Raw genomic sequence first — 17,075 nt, forward strand, 5'->3', positions numbered from 1 at the left:
ACGCCTGGACTCATTCCGTCGCGAAGGGGCGGAGGGCGGAGGCGGTGAGGCGGAGACGGACGGCGGTCAGGCGGGGGCGGGGAGCCAGTGGTCGGCGGGGGCGGGGTGGCCGAGGTACCAGCCCTGGCCGGCACGCCACCCGGCGGCGCGCATCACCCGCGCGTGCTCGACGGTCTCGATGCCCTCGGCGACGGTGTGCAGGCCCATCCCCTCGGCCAGGGACGCGATCCCCTCCGCCAGCCGCAGCGGACCCTCCCCGCCGAGGGCGGCCGAGGTGTACGCGCGGTCCAGCTTCAGCGCCCCCACCGGCAGGTCGCGCAGGTGGGCCACCGAGGAGAAGCCGGCGCCGAAGTCGTCGACGTACAGCGGGACGCCGGCACGCACCATCCGGGTCAGGTGGCCGGCGGCCTCGGGGCTCACCCGCGACAGCACGGTCTCCGTGATCTCCGCGGCCAGCGCGCCCGGCCGCGGGGCGACCGCCACGGCCCGGTCGACGAACGACCCGAGCAGGTCCGGCGCCGACACCTGGGTCCCGGACAGGTTGACGGTGACCCGCAACTCCGGGTCAAGCGACGACGCGAACGCGCCAGCGGCGTCCAGAGCGCGCTCCCCGATCCACTGGATCAGTGACGGATCGTCCTCGGCGGCCTCCAGGAACTGCCCCGCGGCGATCAGGCCGCGCTGGGGGTGCCGCCACCGGGCCAGCGCCTCGTAGCCGACGGTGTCGGTGGTCCGCAGGTCGACGATCGGCTGGAACCAGAACTCCAGCTCGTGGGCCCGGTCCCCGAGGTCGCGCAGCCGCATCAGCCCGTCGCGCAGGTGCACCGCCTCGCGGGCACGGCCCCGCATCTCCTCGGTGTACACCGCGGTGCGGCCCGGCCCCGCGCGCTTGGCGGTGGCGAGCGCGGCCATCGCCTCCTGGACCAGGTCGTCGGCGTCGGCCCCGGGCCGGGTCGCGGTGGCCCCGACACAGGCCGACAGACGGATCCGCTGGCCCACGACCCGGCGGTCGGCGCCGAGGACCTGTCCGGCGGCCTCGGCGTGCTCGGCCGCCGCTGTGCCGCTGCCGGCAGCCCCCACGACGAGGAACACGTCGCTGTAGAGACGGCCCACCGACGCCCGCTCGCCCACCGCGTCCTGCAGCTGGCCGGCCACCTCCCGCAGCACCGCGTCGCCCGCACTCCCGGAGAACGCCTCGTTGACGACGCGGAACCCGTCGAGGTCGGTGACCAGCACGCACCGAGCACCGGGGCCCCACTCGGAGGCGACGCCCTCGAGCCGGCTGAGGACCTCCGGACGGGACAGCACCCCGGTCACCGCGTCGTGCTCGGCCGCCCAGCGCAGCTGCGTCTCGGCCCGGTGCTCGTCGGTCCGGTCGACCACCTGCAGCAGCGTCGAGCCTCCGGCGTGCCCGCGGGTGGCCACCACGTCGCCCCAGGCCACCGAGCCGTCGTCACGCAGGATGCGGACCCGCTGGGCCGGGCCGTTCGCCTCCACCGCACCGGACCGGCCCATCAGGTCCTGCCACGCGGTGCCGACGACCCCGCCGTCGGAGGCGCCGACCAGCTCGACGAACGAGGCGTTCGCGGCGGTCACGCGCCCGAACGGGTCGAGCACGGCGAAGCCGACCGCCGAGCCGGACATCACCTGGCGGTAGGCGCGCTGGGCGGCGTCCTCAGCGACGCGCTGGGCTTGGCGCCGCTGCTGCGTCGAGGCCACCACGATCGCGGTGGCGAGGATCAGGCCGATCACCACGATCTGCAGCAGCACTTCGGCCGTGGTCGCCGCGCGGGGGTCGTGGAGCAGGGACCACCTGTCGGCCAGGGACCGCGTCGCCACCGTCGACACGACCAGGCCGAGGACGGCCGCCACGGCCAGCGGCATCGCGCCGGACTCCGTGACCGCCCCCAGCGGCAGCCGCCGGGGACGGGCCAGCGCGGCGGCCATGACGACGGCCAGGAGAAGCAGGGCGGACTCGAACGGGATCGACGTGTCCGCCACCGGGTCGACCGTGCCCGGGTCGCCGTACGCGCCGCGCAGCAAGGCGACCAGGGGGATGAAGCCAGCGGTGAGCAGCGCGGTCGCCCCCACGAGCACACTCGTGGGAGACCTCCGGTCGAGCACCGCCACCCCGCCGGCGACCAGGCACGCGGCGATCGCGGCGTACGGGCTGGGCCGACCGGTCGCCTCGGACCCGATCCCCAGCAGGAACTGCAGCGCGAAGAAGGCGCCGCCCACGCCGCCGACGACCGCGACGGCGGCGGCACCCCGGCGCACGACCGACCCGGGCGATCCCCACACCTGGCCCAGCACGGCAACGGCGAGGACCAGGATCAGGACCGACGTCCACGGGGGGACGGGCGAACGTGCGATCACCAACTGCGAGAAGACCACCCCGGCAGCGACACCGGCGAGGGCGGTGGCGGCGGAGCGGTGCCGCCACGTACCGGACCAGCGGGCGGCGTCCTGCTCGCCCGGGGCGACCTGCGGGTCCGAGACCACCCCCGTGCTCACAACCGGACGCTAGAGCGTGCACCGGCCCGACCGCCAGGGGCCGACGCCTCGTAGGTCCGCAGCGGCGGGACCGGGACGACGAACGCCCCGCCCGGGCCGGGCGGGGCGTCCTGCGGGTGGAGCTGAGGGGATTCGAACCCCTGACCCCCTCGATGCGAACGAGGTGCGCTACCGGACTGCGCTACAGCCCCTGGAACGGGTCGTGAGGATAGCAAGCGGCGCGAGAGCCGCCCAAACCGAGCGCGGCCGCCTCGGCAGCCCCGTGCTGCCGTGCACCGGACCTCGGACCGGCTACGCGCCGGCCGCCCGGCGACGCGGCTGGTCCTGCTCCTGGTCGAAGAACGGGTCGGCGTAGGCGGCCACCTCCGCGTCGGCATCGGCCATCCCCACCGCGTCGAGGCCGAGGTCGGCGTCGGTCGCCGGCCGCCGCTGGGTCCGGGCCTGCTCCAGCATGGCCGCGGAATCCCAGGCACCGGGCGACCGCAGGTCGATGTAGCGCGGCACCCCGGAGGCACGCGGCTTGGTGACGTAGGTCGGCAGCGTCGTCTCGACCGGGTCCCAGGCCCCGTCGAGGACGGCGTCGTACGGCTCCTCGGCCGCGGTGTACGCCGCGGGCACGAGCGCCGGCTCGGCGCCGGACTCGGCCGTCGCGGGCCGCGGGACGCGGCGCGCCGCGGCGGGACGGTCGGTCCGGACGGGGCGACGGTCACGCACGTCCCGAGTGGTGCGGCGGGACGCCGCCCGCTCGGGCCGCGGGACACCGGCGAGCAGGACCGCACCCCCGGCGAGGACCGGGACGACAAGGACCACCAGCGGGAGCAGGCCGCGGAGGACGCCGACGGCGACGATCGTGAGGAGCACGCCGACCAGCAGCAGGACCCGGCGACGGCGCACGGCGGCGCGGGCGCGCGCGCGGTCGGCACGCGAGGGACGGACGGGAGCCGGTCGGGGGGTGGGCGGGTGCTTGTCGGTGACCCGGCCGCGGGCCCCGGTCACCGTGACCTCGACGTGGTGCCGGCGGCGCGGCATCAGCAGCTCGCGGTGGTCGCCGTACGGGACGGGCCGCCGCGACAGCGTGCGCATCGCGGTGTTGAACCGGTCCGCGGTGCGCGCCTCGTTGGCCTGGTCGTGACGGCGCAGCCACATGGGCACGAGAACGGCGGCCCACAGGGCGACGATCGCCAGGTAGATCAGACCCGTCACGGGACCACACGGTACGACCCGTCGCGACGACCTCCGCGCACCTTGACGATCATCCGCGCGTCGGCGTGTCGGACGTCACGAGTGACGCGCGCTACACGACGGCGCGTGTCACCCGCAGCGGCGCAGCGGGTTTCGGGCTCAGGCCTGCGCGCGCACGAGGTGCCAGCGTGCGAGCAGCCCGCCGGGAACCTCCTCCGCGGTGAGCGCGAAGGACAGGTGGTCGCGCCAGTCGCCGTCGATGTGCAGGTAGCGCGGACGCAGGCCCTCGTAGCGGAAGCCCAGCTTCTCCACGACGCGGCGGCTGGCCTCGTTCTCCGGCCGGATGTTGACCTCGATGCGGTGCAGCCGCAGCACGTCGAAGCAGTGGTCGACCGCCAGGGCGACCGCGGTGGGCATCACGCCGCGGCCGGCGACGGCCTGGTCCACCCAATAGCCGACGTGCGCGGCGCGCAGCGACCCGTACGTGATCCCGCCGACCGTGAGCTGCCCGGCCAGGCGCCCGTCGACGGTGACCACGAACGGCAGCGCCCGCAGCTCGCGCGCCTCTGCGCGCAGCCGGCGCACCATGACGCCGAACGTGGGCGGCACGTCCTCGTCGGGGAGGGGCAGCGTGGCCTCCCACGGGCGGAGCCACTCGGCGTTGCGGCTGCGGACCTCCCGCCAGGCACCGGCGTCGCGCTGCCGGATGGGCCGCAGCCCCACCGGCCCGTCGCTCAGGTCCACCGGCCAGGGCCGTCGCGACCCGGAGGCGCTCATGGCGCCTCGGTCCGCGGGTGGTCGCCGCCGCGCACCTGGTCCAGGGCGTGCCCGAGGACCGGGCCGAGGACGGCGAGTCCGTCGCGCACGCCCCCCGTGGACCCGGGCAGGTTCACGACGAGGGTTCGCCCGGCCAGTCCGGCCAGTCCGCGGGACAGCACCGCCGTGGCGACGCCGTGGGCGGCGCCGTACGACCGCAGCGCCTCCGCCAGCCCGGGGATCTCCCGGTCCAGGACCCGGCGGGTCATCTCCGGGGTGAGGTCGCCAGGCGTCAGGCCGGTGCCGCCGGTGGTCACGACCAGGTCGTAGCCCGCCGCCACCGCGTCCCGCAGCACCGCCTCGACCGGGTCGCCGTCGGGGACGACCGTCGGCCCGTCGACGTCGAGCCCGAGCCCGGCCAGGCCGTCGACGAGCACCGGACCGGAGCGGTCCGGGTAGACCCCCGCGGCCGCCCGGTTCGAGACCGTGATGACCAGGGCCCGGGGCACCTCAGCCCTCCCGACGCCACAGGCCGGTCTTGCCGCCGGTCTTCTCCTCGACCCGGACGGCGTCGATGACCGCCGCCGGGTCCACCGCCTTGACCATGTCCACCAAGGCCAGCGCGGCGACGGTGACGCAGGTCAGCGCCTCCATCTCCACGCCGGTGCGGTCGGCGGTGCGGACGGTCGCGGAGATCGCGACGTGGTCGTCGCGCACGTCGAGGTCGACCGTCACGCCGTGGATGGCGATCGGGTGGCACAGGGGTACGAGGTCGGGCGTCCGCTTGGCGGCCTGGATGCCCGCGATCCGCGCGACCGCGAGCGCGTCGCCCTTGGGCACACCCGGGCCGCGGAGCAGCCGGACGACCTCGCCGGAGACCGCGACCCGGCCGGTGGCGGTGGCGGTGCGGACCGTCACCTCCTTGCCGGACACGTCGACCATCCGCGCGGCGCCGCGCTCGTCGACGTGGGTCAGCCGGGGGTCCTCGCTCACCCTCACTCCTCCACGTCGGACTCGAGGTCCAGCACGGTCATCAGGTCCCCGGCGGCCACCTCGGTGGTCTCCGGCGGCACGACGATGAGGCAGTCGGCGCGGGCCAGGCCGCCGAGGATGTGCGACCCCTGGCCGCCCACCGGGCGCACGGTGTAGCCGCCGTCGCCCATCGACAGCCGGCCGCGGGCGAACTGGGTCTTGCCCAGCGGGGAGGTGAACGGCTCCAGCACCTCCGCGGTCACCGTCGGCCGGTGCACGCGCGCGAAGCCCAGCATCCGGCGGATGACCGGGCGGACGAAGACCTCGAAGGACACGTACGCGCTCACCGGGTTGCCGGGCAGCGTGAAGATCGGCGTCTCGTCCGGGCCGAGCCGGCCGAAGCCCTGGGGCATCCCCGGCTGCATGGCGACCTTGACGAACTCGACCGTGCCCAGGCGCTGCAGCACCGCCTTGACCGTGTCGTACGCACCCGCGCTCACGCCGCCGGAGGTGACGACCAGGTCGGCACGGACCAGCTGGTCCTCCAGCGTGTCCAGCAGCAGCGCCTCGTCGTCGCGGACCGGTCCCGCACGGAACGCGTCGGCGCCGGCGGCCTGCGCGGCCACGGCCAGCATGACCCCGTTGGAGTCGGGGATCAGTCCGGGGGACAACGCCGCGCCGGCCTCCACCAGCTCGCTCCCGGTGGACAGCACGACCACCCGCGGGCGCGGGCGCACGAGGGCCCGGCCCCGTCCGACGGCCGCCAGCAGGGCCAGCTGCCGGGGACCGAGCACCTGTCCCGCGGTCATGACGACGTCGCCCGCCTGGACGTCCTCCCCGGACCGGCGGATGTACGCGCCCTCAGCCGCGGGCGCGGAGATGCGCACCCGCTGCGTGCCGCCGTCGGTCTGCTCGACTGGGACCACCGCCTCGGCGCCCTCCGGCAGCGGGGCGCCGGTCATGATCCGGATCGCGGCGCCGGAGCGCACCCGCTCGGTGGCCCGGTAGCCCGCCGGGACGTCGTCGACCACGGTGAGCTCGACCGGCGCCTCCTTGCTGGCACCGGCGACGTCGGCGACCCGGACCGCGTACCCGTCCATCGACGAGTTGTCGAACGACGGCAGCGGCCACGGGGCGACCACGTCCTCGGCGAGCAGGCAGCCCTGGGCCTCCACCAGCTTCTGGTCCAGCGGTTCGAGCGGCGTGATGCCCTCGAGTGCGAGCCGCAGGTGCTCGTCGACGCTCCTCACCCGGCACCGTCCGCCGGCGGCGCGCCGTCCTCCAGAAGCGGGTCCTCGGGAAACGCGTCCTCAGGCAGCGAAGCCACGAACGAGCGCAGCCAGGCGCGCAGCGGCGGGCCGAGGTCCGGCCGCTCGCAGGCCAGCCGGATCACGGCCTGCAGGTAGGACTGCTTGTCCCCCGTGTCGTAGCGGCGGCCGCGGAAGACGACGCCGTGCACGCCGCCGCCGTCCTCCGCCGGCATCGAGGCCAGCGTCCGCAGCGCGTCGGTGAGCTGGATCTCCCCGCCGCGGCCCGGCTGGGTCCGGTGCAGCGCCGCGAAGACCGCCGGGTCCAGCACGTAGCGCCCGATCACCGCCAGGTTGCTGGGGGCCTCGTCGGCGGGGGGCTTCTCCACCAGGTCGGTGACGCGCACGACGTCGGACTGGCCACTGGGCTCCACGGCGGCGCAGCCGTACAGCGAGATCTGCTCGTGCGGCACCTCCATCAGGCAGACCACCGAGCCGCCGTGCTGCTCGCGGACACCGAGCATGGCGGGCAGCACCGGGTCGCGGGCATCGATGAGGTCGTCGCCGAGGAGCACCGCGAACGGCTCGCCACCGACGTGCTGCTCGGCCACCAGGACCGCGTGCCCGAGGCCGAGCGGGTCGCCCTGCCGGACGTAGTGGACGCGGGCCAGGTCGCTGGACCGCTCGACCAGCTCCAGCCGCGGCTCGTCGCCCTTGCGCTCGAGCACCGTCTCCAGCTCGAGGTTGCGGTCGAAGTGGTCCTCCAGTGCCTGCTTGCCCCGACCGGTGATGAACAGCACGTCGTCGAGACCGGCGGCCACCGCCTCCTCGACGACGTACTCGATCGCGGGCTTGTCGACGACCGGGAGCATCTCCTTGGGCGTCGCCTTGGTGGCCGGCAGGAAGCGGGTCCCCAGTCCGGCGGCCGGCACGACGGCCTTCGTCACACGCATGTGGAGACCCTACGGCGTCGGTACGCAAGCATGGGGGCGTGACCGACCCGACGGACAAGCGCGCCCTCCGGGCAGCGATCAGGGCGGCGCGGGCGGCCCGGCCACCGCACGAGCGGGCCCATGCCGCGGAGGCGATCGCCGCCCACGTGCTGGGGCTGCCGGAGCTGGCCGCCGCGGGATGTGTGACCGCGTACTGCTCGTACGGGGGCGAGCCGGGCACGGCGCCGCTGCTGGCCGGGCTGGTCGGCCGCGGGGTGCGGGTGCTGCTGCCCGTGGTGCACGACGGGGAGGACCTCGGCTGGGCGGAGTACGACGGTCCCGGCTCAGTGGCGGAGTCCCCGCGCGGCATCCCCGAGCCGGTCGGGCCGGAGTTGGGCCGGGGCGCGCAGACGTTGCAGCGCAGCGAGGTCACCGTGCTGCTCATCCCGGCGACCGCGGTCGACCGGGCGGGAGCGCGCCTGGGCCAGGGCCGCGGCTACTACGACCGGGTGCTGGCGGACCTGCCCCGGTACGGCGACGGGGGTCCGCTGCGGGTCGCCCTGGTCCACGACGAGGAGCTGCTGGACGTCGGCGCCGTGCCGGTCGAGCCGCACGACGGCCCGGTCGACGCGGTGGTCACCGACCGGCGGGTCCTGCGGGTGGGGAACCCGGCGCCGGCACCGCCGCCGGCCGGGTAGCGCACGGGGGACGCCGTGCGCGTGCTGCTGCTCTTCGCCCTGGTGGGCCTGCTGGCGTTCGTGCTGGCCCGGTGGGCGGTCACCAGGAGGCCGCACTGGATCAGCCTGACCCTGGTCCTGCTGGTGCTGCTCCCGACCGCCTGGTTCGAGCTGCGCTGGCGGGCGGCGGAGAACGCGTTCTCCGCGGTCACCCGGATGCTGGTCCCCGGGGCCGAGGGTGCGGCCTGCCAGCGGATGCTGGCCACCTGGACCTACGGCGGCCTGGAGTGGGGGCACGTCCAGTTCGACGCCGCAGGGCGGCCGGAGGCGGTGGCCTGGCTGTCGTACGACGCCTGCCGGCACCTGCGGGACTGGTACTTCTCGGACAAGTCCGCGCCCACGCTGGACCAGGTCCGCGCGGTGGAGATCCTGGCGCACGAGGCGGAGCACCTGCGCGGCCAGCGCAGCGAGGCCGTCGCGGAGTGCGACGCGCTGCAGCGCACCGAGGAGGCCGCGACCGCCCTCGGGGCGACGCCGGAGCAGGCCCGCGCCCTGGTGCTGACCTACTGGCGCGTGATCTACCCGCGGCTGTGGTCGGAGTACCGCACCGGGGACTGCCGCGAGGACGGCCCGCTGGACCGGACCCCGGGCGACGGGGTCTGGCCGTAGCGGACGTCGGGCTGCCGCGACTCCTGCCGCGGCGACTCCTGCTGCTGCGACTCCTGCGACGACTACTGCTGCGGCGGCTGCAGGGTCAGCCGCTCCTGCGCCGCCGCGTCGACCGCGGAGCGGGTGAACGGCCACGGGAAGTGCTCGCCGGTGCGCCAGGCCTCGTTCTGGTCGTTGTAGTTGGGGTTGAACGCGTGCCCGCTGGCGCCGGTCAGGTTGACCCAGGTGGACCGGTCCAGGTCCGCGAGGTCGACGACCTGGCGCATGCTGGGCACCCAGTCGACGGCGTACCCGTCCGGTGGGCTCCAGCCGGTCGCCTGGACGATCGAGCCACCGCCACCGACCTCGACCGGGCCGCGGTTGAACAGCCACTCGATCGGGCCGATGCCGCTCTTGCCCAGGGACTGGTTCTCCAGCTCCAGGGTGTGCATCACGCCCCAGCGCCAGCCGGTCGGGTCGTCGCCCTGGGCGTCGCGCAGCTCCTGGGCCGCGGACTCCAGCGCCGCGCGCACGGTGGCGTCGCGGTCGGTGTTGGCCGGGTCCGTGCCGTCCTGCCACCAGGGGTCGTTCGGCTCGTCCCACAGGTCCATGACGACCTGGAAGAAGCGGTCGCCGCGGTTGGACTCGACCCCCGCGCGAGACAGCGTGGAGTCGAACATCCGGGTCATCAGGCTGCGCCAGAACGCGTTGAAGTACGCGCCCGGGGCCGAGTCGACCTGCTGCTGGTGGTCCCAGCCCTCGAACAGGGCCGCGGCGTCCTCCGCGGAGGTCCCGGCGGCCAGCGCGACGAGGTCGTCGGTCAGGAACGCGGCGATCTCGTTCCACGCGTCGAACTGGATCGCGGACATCTCCTGCGAGGTCATCTTCCGGCCGTCGGAGGTGGCCGCCACGACGCGGTCGACGATGCGCTGGCTGCGGGCGCCGTACGACCAGTCGTCGGTGAGGAAGTAGGCGTAGTCCGGGTAGACCGCGGCCTGGTTCGCGGTGACGATCCAGCCCTCGTCCGGGTTGTACGCGTACGGCAGCGCCTCGAAGGGGATGTAGCCGTCCCAGTCGTACTGCGACGACCAGCCGGGGACCGGCCACTTGCCGTCGTAGCCGCGGCGGATCGGGATCTTGCCGGGCGCCTGGTAGCCGATGTTGCCGTCCACGTCGGCGTAGACGAGGTTCTGCGACGGGACCGCGGCGAGGGCGGCCGCCTTGCGGAAGTCGTCCCACCCGGTCGCGGTGCTGATGGCGTCGAAGGCGTCGAACGTGGTCTCGGGCGTGAGCGCGGTCCAGCGCAGGGCGACGGCGTAGCCGTCGCCCCGGTCGGGGACCTCGTCGGGGGGCGTCTCCCCCGGCGCCGGGACCGGGGCCTCCTGGCCGACGACGACGTAGTCGTCCCCCGCCTCCGCGACGTCGGAGACCAGCGGACCGTGCTCGGTCTCGCGGACCGTGATGGTGACCGGGTCCCCGCCGGCGACCTTGATGACCTCCTCGCGGGTCGTCATCGGGCGCTGCTCGCCGTCGACCAGGTAGGTGTCGCCCTCGACCTTCTCCAGCACCAGGTCCGACACGTCCGGGCCGAGGTTGGTGAAGCCCCACGCGATGTCCTGGTTGTGCCCGATGAAGACGCCCGGCATCACCGCCATCGTCCAGCCGGACACCTCGAACGGGCAGTCCGCGCTCACGTTCCGGCAGTGCAGGCCGGCCTGGTACCACAGGCTCGGCATCATCGGCGCGAGGTGCGGGTCGTTGGCCAGCAACGGCTTGCCGGTGTCGGTGAGGTCGCCGCTGATGACCCACGAGTTGGACCCGATGCCCTCACCGCGAGGCCCCAGGACGTCGTCGAGCAAGGACGTCGCCTCGGACACCCGCTGCAGGACGGGGATCGCGTCGGCCGGGATCCGCAGCGCCGCCGTGTCCGTCTGCGTCGCCGTCGCGCCGGGGTCGAACGCGCCGTCGACCACGGCGCCGCTGGTGACGATCGGCTGGTGGGTGTCGTACGGGTACGGCGGGTAGAGCTGCTCGGTCCGGTCGATGCCCACCACGGAGGAGGTGAGGACCCGGTCCACCTCGTCGTCCTCGTTCCCGTGCAGGTCCCAGGCCAGCGCCTTCAGCCAGGCGACCGAGTCGACCGGGTCCCACGGCTCGACCGTGTAGGAGGAGTTGTTCAGGCCGAGGATCACGTACTCCAGGCTCAGGGTCGCCCCAGCGTGGTCCTTCAGATAGGCGTTCACGCCGTCCGCGTAGGACTGGAGCGTCGCGCGCGAGCGCTCCGACAGCATCCCGTACTCCTGCTCGGCGACCCGACGCCAGCCGAGGGTGCGGATGAACGCGTCGGTGTCGACCTGAGACTTGCCGAACATCTCCGACAGCCGACCGGAGGTGATGTGGCGGCGGAAGTCCATCTCCCAGAAGCGGTCCTGCGCGTGCACGTATCCCTGGGCGAAGAACAGGTCGGCCGGCGTGTCGGCGTAGATGTCCGGCACGCCGCGGGAGTCGCGGACCACCTCCACCGACGCGGACAGGCCCGGGACGTCGATCGTGCCGCTGGTCTGCGGCCAGGACCGCCGCACGGTCCAGGCGAACCAGGTGGCGGCGACGACGACGAGGACCAGCAGGACGATGCCGATGATGCCCAGCACCTTGAGGAACGTGCGCACCCGCTCACCGTAGGGGAGGCGCGGTCGCGAGGCGTCAGGTCCGCAGCGAACCGATCGCGATACCGGCCGCCACGGCGGCCACGCAGGCGAGGACCGACACGACGACGTTGAGCAGGGCGGTGCGCCGGGCCCCACCGTCGAGGAGTCGCTGGGTCTCGTACCCGAATGTCGAGAAGGTCGTCAGGGCCCCGCAGAAACCGACCCCGAGCAGCAGCCGGGCCGGCGGCGGCAGCGCGGCGCCGAGGACCAGGCCGAGTACCAGCGAGCCGAGCACGTTGACGAGGAGCGTGCCCCACGGGAAGGCGCCGGTGACGCGCTGCATCACGGCGCGGTCGAGCAGGTAGCGCGCGGGAGCGCCGACGGCGGCGCCGATCGCCACCAGGAGGGGGTCGGGCACGGTCAGCGGTCGTGGGCCGCGTACGTCACGACCTCGACCGGCTCGACGATGACCAGGCCGCCCGACACCAGCTCCTCCAGCTGCGGGAGGAAGGCGCGTACCCGGTCCTCCGCGTCGACGACCACGACCGTGACCGGCAGGTCGTCGGACAGGCTCAGGATCCGGGTGGTGTGCAGGTGGTTGGTGCGGCCGAAGCCCTCGATGCCACGGAACACCGACGCTCCTGCGAGCCCGGCGGCATGCGCGCGCTGCACGATCTCGGTGTAGAGCGGCGTGTGGTGCCACCGGTCGGACTCGCCGATCACGACGGTCAGCCGCAGCGCGTGACCGTTCAGCTCCGGGGACGTGGTCCCGTCCATCCTCAGTCCCTCCTCACCGAGACGACCCGGCCCAGCAGGTAGCCGGCGCGGACCGCGAGCAGGCCCGCCACGACGGTTCCGGTGACGTACGCGGCGGCCGCGAGCCAGGCGCCGGCGTCGGCCATCCCGTACGTCTCCGCCGCGTAGGCGGAGAACGTGGTGAAGCCGCCGAGGACGCCCACGCCGAGGAACGGGCGGGCGTAGCGGCGCTGCCCCCAGGCCTCCAGCACGAACCACATGAGCACGCCCATCAGCAGGCAGCCGACCACGTTGACCGTGAACGTGGCCCAGGGGATGCGGTCCGGCCCCGCCTGCGGGACGGCGACCTCGGCGGCCCATCGGGCGGTGGCGCCGAGCGCTCCCCCGGCGGCGACGACGGCCAGCACGTCCGCGTCGCGCAGCAGGTCCCGGGCCACGGTCCGAGCGTAGGGGCAGGCGCGTAGGCGGTGGGGATGCGCTCAGGCGTCGCGGCGATGGAACAGCCAGGCCTGCACGGCCAGCAGCGGCAGGACCCAGGCCGCGAAGACGGCGAGGCCGCGCCATGCCGACGGCTCGGCCGACAGCGCGGAGACCCCGTTGACGAAGGGCAGGACGTCGACGAGCCACTCCTGCTGGGTGAGGACCGGCAGCAGCGGCTCGACGATGGCCATGGTCACCAGCGGGACGATGATGCCGAGCGGGAGGTTGCGCGTGATGCCGGCGATGGCGAACGCGACCAGGGCGTACAGCACGACGTACAGGACACCGCGGAGCACGACCCCGGCGTCGCTGCTGCCGCCGTCGAGGATCGGCGTCGCGCCGCCGGTCCACCGGCCGGCCCAGGCTCCGGCGATGCAGGCGAACGAGGCGACGACCGCGGTGGCGACGACGAAGCCGGACAGGACGACGACCTTGGCGGTCAGCGCCCTGGTGCGGCGCGGGATCGAGGTCAGGGTCAGCCGGATCAGGCCGTAGCGGTACTCCTGGCCGATCGCCTGGGCGCCGAGAACGGCGAGGAACACCACGCCGAGCGAGGTGTACGCGGTCAGGATCGATCCGAGCGGGACCCCGGCGGCCTGGTCCGCCGAGGTGCCGTCGGTGCGGAGACGCACCGACAGGTAGGCGATGCCGGCCCCGGACAGCGCCACCAGGGCGACCATGATCCAGGTCGACCGGAGGGTGCGGATGCGGCGGATCTCGTACGCCAGCGCCTCGGTCACGACGGCTCCCCCCGGTCGTCGGGGGAGTCGCTCCGGACCTGCTCGGATGTCCGGAACTGCTCGGACGTCCGGAACTGCTCGGATGTCCGGAACTGCTCGGTGCCGCCGGTGATCTCGAGGAACGCCTGCTCGAGGCTGGCGGTGCGGGCGGTGAGCTCGAGGACGGGGACGCCCGCGTCGTACGCCAGCGCGCCGACCCGGTCGGTGGACGCGCCGGTGACGGCAAGGCCGTCGGGCCCGTCGTCGGTGGCAGGGATCCCCGCGGCCGCGAGCGCGGCGCGCAGGTCGTCGCGGCGGGGGGTGCGGACCAGGACGTCGTTGCGGGTGCTGCGGGCGACGAAGTCGGCGACGGACTCGTCGGCGACCAGGCGTCCCCGCGCGATGACCACCAGCCGGTCCGCGAGCAGCGACATCTCGGAGAGCAGGTGGCTGGAGACGAGCACGGCGCGGCCGGCGTGGGCGTAGTAGCGCAGGAACTCCCGCAGCCAGTGGATCGACTGCGGGTCCAGGCCGTTGGCCGGCTCGTCCAGGACGAGGACGCCCGGCTCGGCCAGGATCGCGCCGGCCAGGCCGAGTCGCTGCGCCATCCCGAGGGAGTAGGTCTTCGGCCGGGCCCGGGCCACAGACTCCAGGCCCACCTGCTCGATCACCTCGTCGACCCGGCGGTCCGGGACGTCGGCCGCCGCGGCCAGCATCCGCAGGTGGTCGCGGGCCCGGCGGTTGGGCTGGAACACCTTCGCGTCGAGGTGTGCCCCCACGACCCGCGGTGGGTGCCGGTGCTCGACCAGGGGCCGGCGGTCGAACGTGGTGCGCCCGTCGCCGCGGTCGAGCCCGAGCATCAGCCGCATGGTGGTGGACTTGCCGGCGCCGTTGGGCCCGAGGAAGCCGGTGACGACGCCGGGCTCGACCACGAAGGACAGGTCGTCGACCGCGCGGGTGCGGCCGTACGACTTGCCCAGGCCGGTGGCCTCGACGATCACGTCCGCTCCCGGTGGTTCGCGTCGGTCGGGGTCGATCGGGGGTGTACGGGTCGGCGGCCGCGCGGGCAGCAGCGTGCGGCGACCGTAGCCGGGGACGGCCTGCCCCCGCGACCAGGTCCCGTCCTCCTGGGGACGACGGGCCCCGTAGCCTCGGCGACCGTGACCACGCCCCCGACCCGTCCCCTCGTCGGCTTCGCCACCTGCGCCGAGGTCCCGGATCTCGAGGACGACGACCGGCTGCCGATCCCGTACCTGGAGGCCATGGGCGTCGACGTCGAGCCAGCGGTGTGGGACGACCCCGAGGTGGACTGGACGGCGTACGACCTGGTGGTGGTCCGGGAGACCTGGGACTACCCGCGCCGCCGCGACGCGTTCCTCGCCTGGGCGAGGTCGGTGCCGCGGTTGGCCAACCCGGCCGACGTGCTGGCGTGGAACACCGACAAGACGTACCTGGGGGACCTGGCCGCGCGCGGGATCCCGGTGGTACGCAGCGACTTCCTGGCACCCGGGGACCAGGCACGGGTCGAGTCGGCGCTGGCCCGACCGGGGGAGCACGTGGTCAAGCCGTCGGTGGGGGCGGGCTCGGTGGACGCCCTGCGGTGCGACCTGTCCGACCCCGCGCAGGCGGCCACGGCGCGGGCCCACGCGCGGCGCCTGCTCGGGGAGGGACGGACGGTGCTGGTGCAGCCGTACCTCGAGGACGTGGACCACCACGGCGAGACGGCGCTGCTGTACGTGGACGGCCGGTTCAGCCACGCGATCCGGAAGGGGCCGCTGCTGACCGGTCCGCACGACCTGGTCGAGGGGCTGTACAAGCAGGAGGAGATCGAGGCCCGCTCGCCGTCACCGGCCGAGCGTGCGCTGGCGGACCGGGTCGTGGCGGAGGTGCCGGGGGTGGCGGGGTTGCTGTACGCGCGGGTCGACCTGCTCCCGGGCCCGGACGGGACGCCGCAGCTGCTGGAGCTGGAGCTGGCGGAGCCGTCGCTGTTCCTGGGGTTCTCCGACGGTGCGCCGCGACGGCTGGCGGAGGCGATCGCGGCGCGGGTGGGCGTCGGCCGGGGGCGCTGAGCCGTCAGGACCCGAGGGGTTCGCCGGGCTGGTCCGAGCCGTCCTCGCCGTCGGGGCCGTCGGGGCCGTCGGGGCCGTCGGCCAGGACGAGGTAGAGCGAGCGGCGGGTGTCCCTGAGGATCGAGGCGGCGGCCTCGAGCTGGGCGGCGCTGCCGGACATGCCGACCTGGCGGGTGGCGGCGTGGACCTGCTGGAGCAGGTCGCGCAGGTCCGGGCCGGACGCCGCGTCACCGAACTCGACGAACGGGTCGGACCAGCCGTCGCGCTGCTCGGCGACCAGCAGCCGGCCGGCGTCGGTGAGGGCGGCGACCTTCCGGCCGGAGTCCGCGGTGACCGTGACCAGGCCCTCGTCCTCGAGCTGGCTGAGTGCGGGGTAGACGGCGCCCGGGCTGGGGGTCCACCGGCCGCCCGTGCGGTCGGCGATGGCTGACATCAGCTGGTAGCCGTGCATCGGCTCCTCGGCGAGCAGCAACAGGATCGCGGTCCGTACGTCGCCGCGTGGTGCACGGCGGCCACGCCCACGGCGGCCGCGCCCGCGACCGTGACCGGGCCCGAAGCCGGGACCACGGCGGTGGCCGCGGCGCGGGCCGTCCTCCCGCGGGTCGAACGTGGCGTCGGCAGCGTTGGCGCCGTCGCCGGGGACGCCCCGGCCGCCGGAGGCGCCGTGGTCGTCGGGGTGGTGGTGGTGTCGATGACGGCGCCGGGGTCCGGTGCCGTCCGGGTCGAGGAAGTACATGTCCTCGCTCCTTTCGATCAAGTAGGTGACACTCACGATATATCGTTACCGTCTGCCACGCAAGTGGTCGGCCGGTCACGCGGTCGGCAGGTGCGGCACCCGCCTGGCGGCCGCCGGCGCCCCGCCGACTGGACGAGCCCCGGGGGATTCGGGCACCATTAGCACTCGTACCCCTTGAGTGCCAGACGCGGGAGGCGGACGTGCCCACCTACGAGTACCGCTGCGCCGACTGCGGGAACCGCCTGGAGGCGGTTCAGTCGTTCCACGACGAGCCGCTGACGGTGTGCCCGGAGTGCGGGCAGGCCTCGCTGCGCAAGCTGTTCGGCAACGTGGGGGTCGTGTTCAAGGGATCCGGCTTCTACCGCAACGACTCCCGCGCCGACGCCAAGGGCAAGGCGACGTCCGGATCGTCGAGTGGGTCCGGATCGTCGAGCGGTTCGTCGAGCGGTTCTGGGACTGCGTCCGGCTCGTCGTCGGACTCCGGGCAGTCGAGCGGATCCGCGTCGTCATCGAGCAGCTCGGGTGGCTCAGGTTCGAGCGGCTCCAGCTCGGGCGGCGCGTCATCCGGCGGCTCCTCCTCCAGCGGCGCGTCATCGAAGGCCGGCAGCGCAGCCTGATCGAGCCGTCATCCGCGGTGCACGACTCGCGCAACAACGCACCTCACGTTCCGTCGACGGCGTGGGGGCCGAGCCGGTGAGCGCGCCCTTGGGTGTGGCCCTGAGACGGATCGGAGGCCCCT

The 17,075-nt window shown here is 74.5% G+C and carries 18 protein-coding genes and 1 tRNA gene; 4 read left to right on the plus strand and 15 right to left on the minus strand.

The genetic code is table 11. From position 1 onward, the window contains the following. Positions 1-66 precede the first annotated feature (66 nt). From R2737_03530 to galU, 8 genes are all read right to left on the minus strand, one after another. Positions 67-2,514, minus strand: coding sequence for an EAL domain-containing protein (locus R2737_03530; GenBank protein MEZ5115319.1), 2,448 nt, complete (start codon positions 2,512-2,514; stop codon positions 67-69). Positions 2,515-2,631: 117 nt separating this feature from the next. Next, positions 2,632-2,705 (minus strand) — tRNA-Ala (locus R2737_03535). Between the two features lie 100 nt (positions 2,706-2,805). Next, positions 2,806-3,717 (minus strand): hypothetical protein, encoded by a 912-nt coding sequence (locus tag R2737_03540; protein MEZ5115320.1) that lies wholly within the window; start codon positions 3,715-3,717, stop codon positions 2,806-2,808. 138 nt (positions 3,718-3,855) lie between these two features. Further along, positions 3,856-4,473: a GNAT family protein gene (locus R2737_03545; protein ID MEZ5115321.1), complete on the minus strand. Its 618-nt coding sequence runs from the start codon at positions 4,471-4,473 to the stop codon at positions 3,856-3,858. After that, complete coding sequence (locus R2737_03550; protein MEZ5115322.1) at positions 4,470-4,961, minus strand: molybdopterin-binding protein; 492 nt, start codon at positions 4,959-4,961, stop codon at positions 4,470-4,472. Before R2737_03550 ends, R2737_03545 begins: the two co-directional genes overlap by 4 nt. 1 nt (position 4,962) lies before the next feature. Beyond that, on the minus strand, positions 4,963-5,445 hold the full coding sequence (moaC, locus tag R2737_03555; GenBank protein MEZ5115323.1) for a cyclic pyranopterin monophosphate synthase MoaC: 483 nt from the start codon (positions 5,443-5,445) through the stop codon (positions 4,963-4,965). A gap of 2 nt (positions 5,446-5,447) precedes the next feature. Next, entirely contained in the window at positions 5,448-6,674 is a 1,227-nt protein-coding gene (locus R2737_03560; GenBank protein ID MEZ5115324.1) for a molybdopterin molybdotransferase MoeA, read from the minus strand. Next, positions 6,671-7,624, minus strand: a complete 954-nt coding sequence (gene galU / locus R2737_03565) for a UTP--glucose-1-phosphate uridylyltransferase GalU (GenBank protein MEZ5115325.1) — start codon at positions 7,622-7,624, stop codon at positions 6,671-6,673. Before galU ends, R2737_03560 begins: the two co-directional genes overlap by 4 nt. Positions 7,625-7,662: 38 nt before the next feature. Here galU and R2737_03570 point away from each other — a divergent pair, with 38 nt between their 5' ends. Further along, on the plus strand, positions 7,663-8,301 hold the full coding sequence (locus R2737_03570; GenBank protein MEZ5115326.1) for a 5-formyltetrahydrofolate cyclo-ligase: 639 nt from the start codon (positions 7,663-7,665) through the stop codon (positions 8,299-8,301). A 15-nt stretch (positions 8,302-8,316) separates the two neighbouring features. Beyond that, positions 8,317-8,949 carry a hypothetical protein gene (locus R2737_03575; GenBank protein MEZ5115327.1) on the plus strand — a complete coding sequence of 211 codons (633 nt, stop codon included), beginning with the start codon at positions 8,317-8,319 and terminating at the stop codon, positions 8,947-8,949. Positions 8,950-9,011: 62 nt separating this feature from the next. On the opposite strand, the gene R2737_03580 is transcribed toward R2737_03575, so the two are convergent. The 6 genes from R2737_03580 to R2737_03605 are packed head-to-tail and all read right to left on the minus strand — an operon-like array spanning position 9,012 to position 14,532. Next, the gene (locus R2737_03580) at positions 9,012-11,597 is read right to left on the minus strand and encodes a penicillin acylase family protein (protein MEZ5115328.1); all 2,586 of its coding nucleotides are present in this window, start codon (positions 11,595-11,597) and stop codon (positions 9,012-9,014) included. Between the two features lie 34 nt (positions 11,598-11,631). After that, complete coding sequence (gene crcB / locus R2737_03585) at positions 11,632-11,994, minus strand: fluoride efflux transporter CrcB (protein MEZ5115329.1); 363 nt, start codon at positions 11,992-11,994, stop codon at positions 11,632-11,634. Positions 11,995-11,996: 2 nt separating this feature from the next. Then, positions 11,997-12,353 (minus strand): DUF190 domain-containing protein, encoded by a 357-nt coding sequence (locus tag R2737_03590; GenBank protein ID MEZ5115330.1) that lies wholly within the window; start codon positions 12,351-12,353, stop codon positions 11,997-11,999. Between the two features lie 2 nt (positions 12,354-12,355). Beyond that, entirely contained in the window at positions 12,356-12,769 is a 414-nt protein-coding gene (crcB, locus tag R2737_03595; protein ID MEZ5115331.1) for a fluoride efflux transporter CrcB, read from the minus strand. A gap of 42 nt (positions 12,770-12,811) precedes the next feature. Beyond that, positions 12,812-13,552: an ABC transporter permease gene (locus R2737_03600; GenBank protein MEZ5115332.1), complete on the minus strand. Its 741-nt coding sequence runs from the start codon at positions 13,550-13,552 to the stop codon at positions 12,812-12,814. Further along, positions 13,549-14,532: an ATP-binding cassette domain-containing protein gene (locus R2737_03605; protein ID MEZ5115333.1), complete on the minus strand. Its 984-nt coding sequence runs from the start codon at positions 14,530-14,532 to the stop codon at positions 13,549-13,551. The genes R2737_03600 and R2737_03605 overlap by 4 nt, the downstream gene beginning before the upstream one ends. Before the next feature lie 159 nt (positions 14,533-14,691). On the opposite strand from R2737_03605, the gene R2737_03610 reads away from it, so the two are divergent. Further along, on the plus strand, positions 14,692-15,600 hold the full coding sequence (locus tag R2737_03610; protein ID MEZ5115334.1) for a hypothetical protein: 909 nt from the start codon (positions 14,692-14,694) through the stop codon (positions 15,598-15,600). 4 nt (positions 15,601-15,604) lie between these two features. Here the strand turns inward: R2737_03610 and R2737_03615 are convergent, their stop codons facing one another. Beyond that, positions 15,605-16,372: a PadR family transcriptional regulator gene (locus R2737_03615; GenBank protein ID MEZ5115335.1), complete on the minus strand. Its 768-nt coding sequence runs from the start codon at positions 16,370-16,372 to the stop codon at positions 15,605-15,607. A gap of 164 nt (positions 16,373-16,536) precedes the next feature. Here R2737_03615 and R2737_03620 point away from each other — a divergent pair, with 164 nt between their 5' ends. Then, the gene (locus R2737_03620) at positions 16,537-16,953 is read left to right on the plus strand and encodes an FmdB family zinc ribbon protein (GenBank protein MEZ5115336.1); all 417 of its coding nucleotides are present in this window, start codon (positions 16,537-16,539) and stop codon (positions 16,951-16,953) included. The last annotated feature ends 122 nt before the right edge of the window (positions 16,954-17,075 follow it).

The organism is Candidatus Nanopelagicales bacterium, from assembly GCA_041393815.1.
In the GTDB taxonomy this organism is placed as follows: domain Bacteria; phylum Actinomycetota; class Actinomycetes; order S36-B12; family JAWKJK01; genus JAWKJK01.

Coding starts and splice junctions, on each gene's coding strand:
- galU (MEZ5115325.1), bottom strand. CDS start 7,624: ATGCGTGTGACGAAGGCCGTCGTGCCGGCCGCCGGACTGGGGACCCGC.
- R2737_03590 (MEZ5115330.1), bottom strand. CDS start 12,353: ATGGACGGGACCACGTCCCCGGAGCTGAACGGTCACGCGCTGCGGCTG.
- R2737_03545 (MEZ5115321.1), bottom strand. CDS start 4,473: ATGAGCGCCTCCGGGTCGCGACGGCCCTGGCCGGTGGACCTGAGCGAC.